The sequence below is a fragment of the Candidatus Poribacteria bacterium genome, assembly GCA_021295755.1.
Lineage (GTDB): Bacteria > Poribacteria > WGA-4E > WGA-4E > PCPOR2b > PCPOR2b.
The window spans coordinates 1-4725 of sequence record JAGWBT010000184.1 but is presented as its reverse complement, the minus strand read 5'-3'; the positions used below and the strand labels follow the sequence as shown (position 1 = coordinate 4725).

General features: G+C 49.9%; 5 protein-coding genes and 2 tRNA genes. 3 read left to right on the top strand and 4 right to left on the bottom strand.

Annotated features, from left to right (window positions below; all coding sequences use genetic code 11):
• Positions 1–60: 60 nt before the first annotated feature.
• Together J4G02_20900 and J4G02_20895 are read right to left on the bottom strand one after the other, a co-directional pair.
• A tRNA-Glu gene (locus J4G02_20900) sits at positions 61–132 on the bottom strand.
• Positions 133–138: 6 nt separating this feature from the next.
• Positions 139–212 (bottom strand) — tRNA-Gln (locus J4G02_20895).
• A 124-nt stretch (positions 213–336) separates the two neighbouring features.
• Here J4G02_20895 and J4G02_20890 point away from each other — a divergent pair.
• The 3 genes from J4G02_20890 (at position 337) to J4G02_20880 (ending at position 2580) form a co-directional block, all read left to right on the top strand.
• Positions 337–1167 carry an NAD-dependent epimerase/dehydratase family protein gene (locus tag J4G02_20890; protein ID MCE2396982.1) on the top strand — a complete coding sequence of 277 codons (831 nt, stop codon included), beginning with the start codon at positions 337–339 and terminating at the stop codon, positions 1165–1167.
• A gap of 51 nt (positions 1168–1218) precedes the next feature.
• On the top strand, positions 1219–1998 hold the full coding sequence (locus tag J4G02_20885) for an IPT/TIG domain-containing protein (GenBank protein ID MCE2396981.1): 780 nt from the start codon (positions 1219–1221) through the stop codon (positions 1996–1998).
• Between the two features lie 72 nt (positions 1999–2070).
• The gene (locus J4G02_20880; protein ID MCE2396980.1) at positions 2071–2580 is read left to right on the top strand and encodes a hypothetical protein; all 510 of its coding nucleotides are present in this window, start codon (positions 2071–2073) and stop codon (positions 2578–2580) included.
• Positions 2581–2630: 50 nt separating this feature from the next.
• Here J4G02_20880 and J4G02_20875 read toward each other — a convergent pair whose 3' ends face one another.
• Together J4G02_20875 and J4G02_20870 are read right to left on the bottom strand one after the other, a co-directional pair.
• Complete coding sequence (locus J4G02_20875) at positions 2631–3593, bottom strand: threonine dehydratase (protein ID MCE2396979.1); 963 nt, start codon at positions 3591–3593, stop codon at positions 2631–2633.
• 97 nt (positions 3594–3690) lie between these two features.
• The coding region (locus tag J4G02_20870) for an NTP transferase domain-containing protein (GenBank protein ID MCE2396978.1) at positions 3691–4725 on the bottom strand (1035 nt) is incomplete at its 5' end.

Genomic DNA, 4725 nt, shown 5'->3' with positions numbered 1-4725 from the left:
TAGTCCATCCGACGGCGGCTTTAGATATTCAGTGTAGCTTCAAAACCTGTTTTCAAACAATAGCGCTACGGGGAATCGAACCCCGGTCTGATGGCTGAGAACCACCTGTCCTAACCCCTAGACGATAGCGCCATTAGATGGCTGCCGGGGAAGGACTCGAACCCTCGTAACATGGGCCAGAACCATGCGTCCTACCATTAGACGACCCGGCAAAACCAATGGCAGAATTATAACAGGATATTAGCTGCCTGTCAAGGATTTTGTCTAGACTTTTTTGTTTGACGGATAGCGCTAGCTATGCTATTATGCTCACCATATCAAGGAGGGAGGCGCTACATGGCTGATAAAAGGAAAGTCCTTATTACAGGGGCGTCAGGATATATCGCAAGCAGAAGTTTACCCACCTTTCGTGAACGGTATGAACTGGTGCTGCTTGATGTCAAAACGACGAACCGAGCGGGCGAGGAGGTCGATGGAATTGAGATTGCGGACTTGACCGACCCGGACCGAGATAAATACCGCGCCTATTTCAAAGGCGTTGATGCGGTCATTCATTGCGCCTTTAAGGGCGGTAGCTTTGAGAACGAATTAACCAACGTCCAGATGGCGTACAATCTCTATCAAACCTGTCTTGAGGAGGGCGTGGGTCGCGCGGTTGTCTGTAGTTCCAATCATGCGGCGGATTACTATGAAAACCTAATCTGGGGAGACAAGTGGGATGTGGTGACACCCGATATGCGTCCGTTATCCGATAACTTCTACGGCTGGGCGAAAGAGACCTATGAGCATCTCGGTTTTGTGTTTGCGACAGGGCACGTCGATGGGAAAAAACTGGAAAACGTGCAGGTCCGTATCGGTGCGCCGCGCGAGACGATTCTTGATGCCGCGGATCCAAAGGACCTGAAGCACATCCATCGGGAACTTGGTGCCTATCTGAGCGCAAAGGATCAGACGCAGCTGTTTATCAAAAGCATTGAGACCGTAGACATCGAAGATGAAAATGGGGTTCCGTTTCAGATCGTCTACGGAATCAGCGACAATTCGCACAGCTTCTGGAGCATCGTGAACGCTCGAAAAGTGATTGACTATCAGCCTGAGGACAACAGCGCGCTCAGATTTGCTGAACGCCTTTCCGAGTTAATGAAGGCTGCAAGAGATGGTCGATAAAGCCGAACATAGGGTTGATGCTCAATGATTAGGAGGATGAAGATAAAGTTGATGAGATACACAATCTATTTTTTCTGCATAGCGCTTATTGGGTTGTGGTTTGCCGTTCCGACGTTACTGGCAGCACCGTCGGCAGCACAGTCGGTCGCACCAACCCTCATCCGTGTTGAACCAGACAACGATATTACGACTGGTGGAGCAACTGTTCAGATAATCGGGGAAAATTTTCAGGACGGGGCAACCGTCACAATTGGCGGGAATGCCGCATCAAACGTAATTTTCGTTTCACCAACTGGGTTGATAGTCGAAGTGCCAGCGGGCACTGCGGGCAGTGCTGATGTTGTTGTAACCAACCCTGACGGTAAACCGGATACACTTGCAGGAGGCTTCACCTATATTGAACCACCGCCGCCAACCCTCACCCGTGTTGAACCCAACAACGACGTAGTGACCGGCGGACAAACCATTAAAATAATCGGGGGAAATTTTCAGGACGGGGCAACCGTCACAATTGGCGGGAATGCCGCACCTAATGTGATCTTCGTTTCACCAACCGAGTTGAGTGTCGAGGCACCACCGGGGACTGCGGGAAATGTCGATATTGTTGTTACTAACCCTAATGGCAAATCGGATACACTTGCAGACGGATTCACGTATACACCCTTGTCCTATGATGTGACCGGAGATGGGGTGGTCAATATCCTCGATCTGGTTCGCGTTGCTAGCCAGTTTGGACAGGTTGGCGCAGGGTTATCGGGGGATGTCAATGGCGATGGGATGGTCAACCTCCTCGATCTAGTTGCTGTTGCGAATCGCTTCAGTTTGCAGTAAACGAGCGAGCTTAACAGGCTTACATTGAACGAATGTGTTATCTCTACAGGAGGTTGATTGAAGGGGAGGACTATGCTAGACCCTACAAGGGAAGTAAGGCAGTTGAAGGCGGGAATGTTCAAGGTTTGGACTGTTTGGATCGCGATGTTCTTGACCCTTGTTCTGGCGCTGATATTTGCATTTCTGCTTGGCGGAGACATTGAGCAGAGGCACCATCCACGTCATATTAGACAGATAACGCAGATTCTATACGGTGTGTCGGTCGTTGGGCTGATTTTGGCTTATTTCATACGGAGATATATGCTGCATAGGGCATCTTCCAAACCGCTCTCCACAGAGACGGAAAACACGCCGGGGCAAATTTCGCCCTACATTTCCCGTTATAAACCCGCTGTGGTTGTTTCGCTCGCTATTGCAGAGAGTATCGCGGCTTTCGGATTAACGATCTTCTTCATGGATGGCAAATTGACCCCATTCCTGATATTCCTTGCGATGGCGCTTGTTGGTCTCTTCCTGTATCGCCCAAAATTTGAAGAAGTAGAAAAGTTGGCTATCTCCATCAAACAAAGTTCCGATGCGTGAAAAATGAACTAATGAACCAATGAACTAGTGAACTTAACGGATTCATCGGTTTATTCCTCACCCAATACCCATTTTAGGGTTTCGGTATCTAAGTTCGCACCGCTCATAATCATCACGACGTTTTCGTCTGCGAGCTCTGCCTTCAGCTTGCCGGCGGCGGCAATCGGTGCCGCAGCAGCACCCTCTATGAGATTATGTGTATACCGTAACGCCATCCGAATCGCCTCCCGAATCTCCTCTTCACTTACCAGCAGCATCTGGCTGATCCCATCTCTAAGAATCGAAAATGGCAGATCGAATGGCACGCGGGTCGCCAAGCCGTCAGCGACCGTATTCGCTGAGGCCGTTTCAATCTTCCGTCCTGCTTTCCATGAGCGGTAGACCGACGGCGCGTTTTCCGCTTGCACACCGATCACCTTTACGTTTGGATTAATCGCTTGCACTACTGTAATCGCCCCACACGCGCCGCTCCCCGCCCCGATGGGCACGATGATTGTATCTACCTCCGGCAGTTCTTCAAAAATCTCAAGGGAATAGGTTCCAACGCCGTGGAGGAGGGGTGACTCGTTGGCGGGATGGACATAGCGGAGTCCACGTTCCGTCTGTAACTTTTCGCACAATTCTCGTGATTCATCAAAATCGACGCCGTGTTCGATTAACTCCGCGCCGAAGGCACGCATCGCGCTGTTCTTCTCCGGATTGTTGCCGTGTGGGACAACTATCGTGGCATGAACACCTAACTGTTTCGCTGCAAACGCAATCGATCCGCCATGATTCCCCCGCGTTGCGGTTATCACACCGCGCTCCCGCTGATCTGCCGGAAGTTGGCTCATAAAATTCAAACCGCCCCGAACCTTAAAGCTCCCCGTCGGTTGATGGTTTTCGTGCTTAATGTAAGCCCTGAAGCCAAATAGCTCTGACAGCTCTGGGTAGTGGATTAACGGTGTCGGTTTCAGGTACTGATAGACGGTACGGCGTGCAGCCAAAACGCCTTGAAACGTTACGGGATTCAAAAACTTTCTCCTTTTTGCTTTCGTAGTCACAGATTTCCTAACCTGTGATCATGGCATCGGAAGCTGTCAAGATGTGAATCTCGACCTACAATTGTTTTTAGAGATCAATCCGCGCTGAACTGCCAATGTTGAACTGACGGAAACTCCCATATATCCTTGCATCGGGACCAATGAGCGATCGGTTGACCAGCACATCTTGTAGCTCCGCATTCGGGTGGATAATCGTATCTTTAATGATTGCATTAACGACCTGCGTTCCGCTACCGATCGAAGCATAGGGACCGATAATAGCACCCTCAATGACAGCGTTTTCTCCGATAAAGACGGGTGGGATAATCATACTGTTGGGAAAACGATAAACTTGCGGTGCCCGTTTTTCTAAAATAGACCGATTGGCGTCCAACAGTTGATCTGGTGTACCGCAATGCAATGAGTCGATGAACTCAACCTTCATCTGCTCACCATATTCTACCATCAACTGTAACCCATCTGTCAACTGATATTCGTTGTGGCTGCGGATGTCTCTTTCGATAATTTCATCTAAACAGTGGAACAGTAGTTCGCTATTGTGGAGGTAGTACACACCTTCAATAACAAGGAACCCCCCTTTATCCCCCTGCATGCGGGGGGAATAAGGGGGGGCAGGCTTTTCAATCAGGCGCGTAATAAACTCGCCATCCGTTTCAACGATACCGACTCCTTGCGGGTTCTCGCCTGTCTTAACGCCGATAACTGTGTAAGGATTCTGGAGAATCTTTTCGTAGCCGCATTCAAAAATCTTATCACCAAGCAGAATCAGAACGGGTTCTCCGTTGTCGCGTGCTTTCGCTAGGGAGATAGCGTGTCCGAGTCCCTTCTGTTCATTTTGCCAAATATAGATTACTGGCAGATTGTAGGATCTTTCGACATATTCGCGGATCTGTTCCCCGTTGTCGCCAACGATGAAAATCAGTTCGGAGAGATCGGGAAGTTCAAGGAGCGGTTCGAGGAGGTAGTCGAGGATGGGACGCCCCACGACATGTAGCAGCGTTTTAGGGGAGGTGAAGGTGTGGGGTCTGAGTCGTATGCCGCTCCCTGCGGTAGGGATAATGACTTTCATCAAGATTCCTTTCTTCGATGATCTGACTGCCTT

What these genes read in the sequence shown, in the direction of transcription:
- J4G02_20890 (MCE2396982.1), top strand. Translation starts at nt 337, where the DNA reads ATGGCTGATAAAAGGAAAGTCCTTATTACAGGGGCGTCAGGATATATC.
- J4G02_20885 (MCE2396981.1), top strand. Translation starts at nt 1,219, where the DNA reads ATGAGATACACAATCTATTTTTTCTGCATAGCGCTTATTGGGTTGTGG.
- J4G02_20880 (MCE2396980.1), top strand. Translation starts at nt 2,071, where the DNA reads ATGCTAGACCCTACAAGGGAAGTAAGGCAGTTGAAGGCGGGAATGTTC.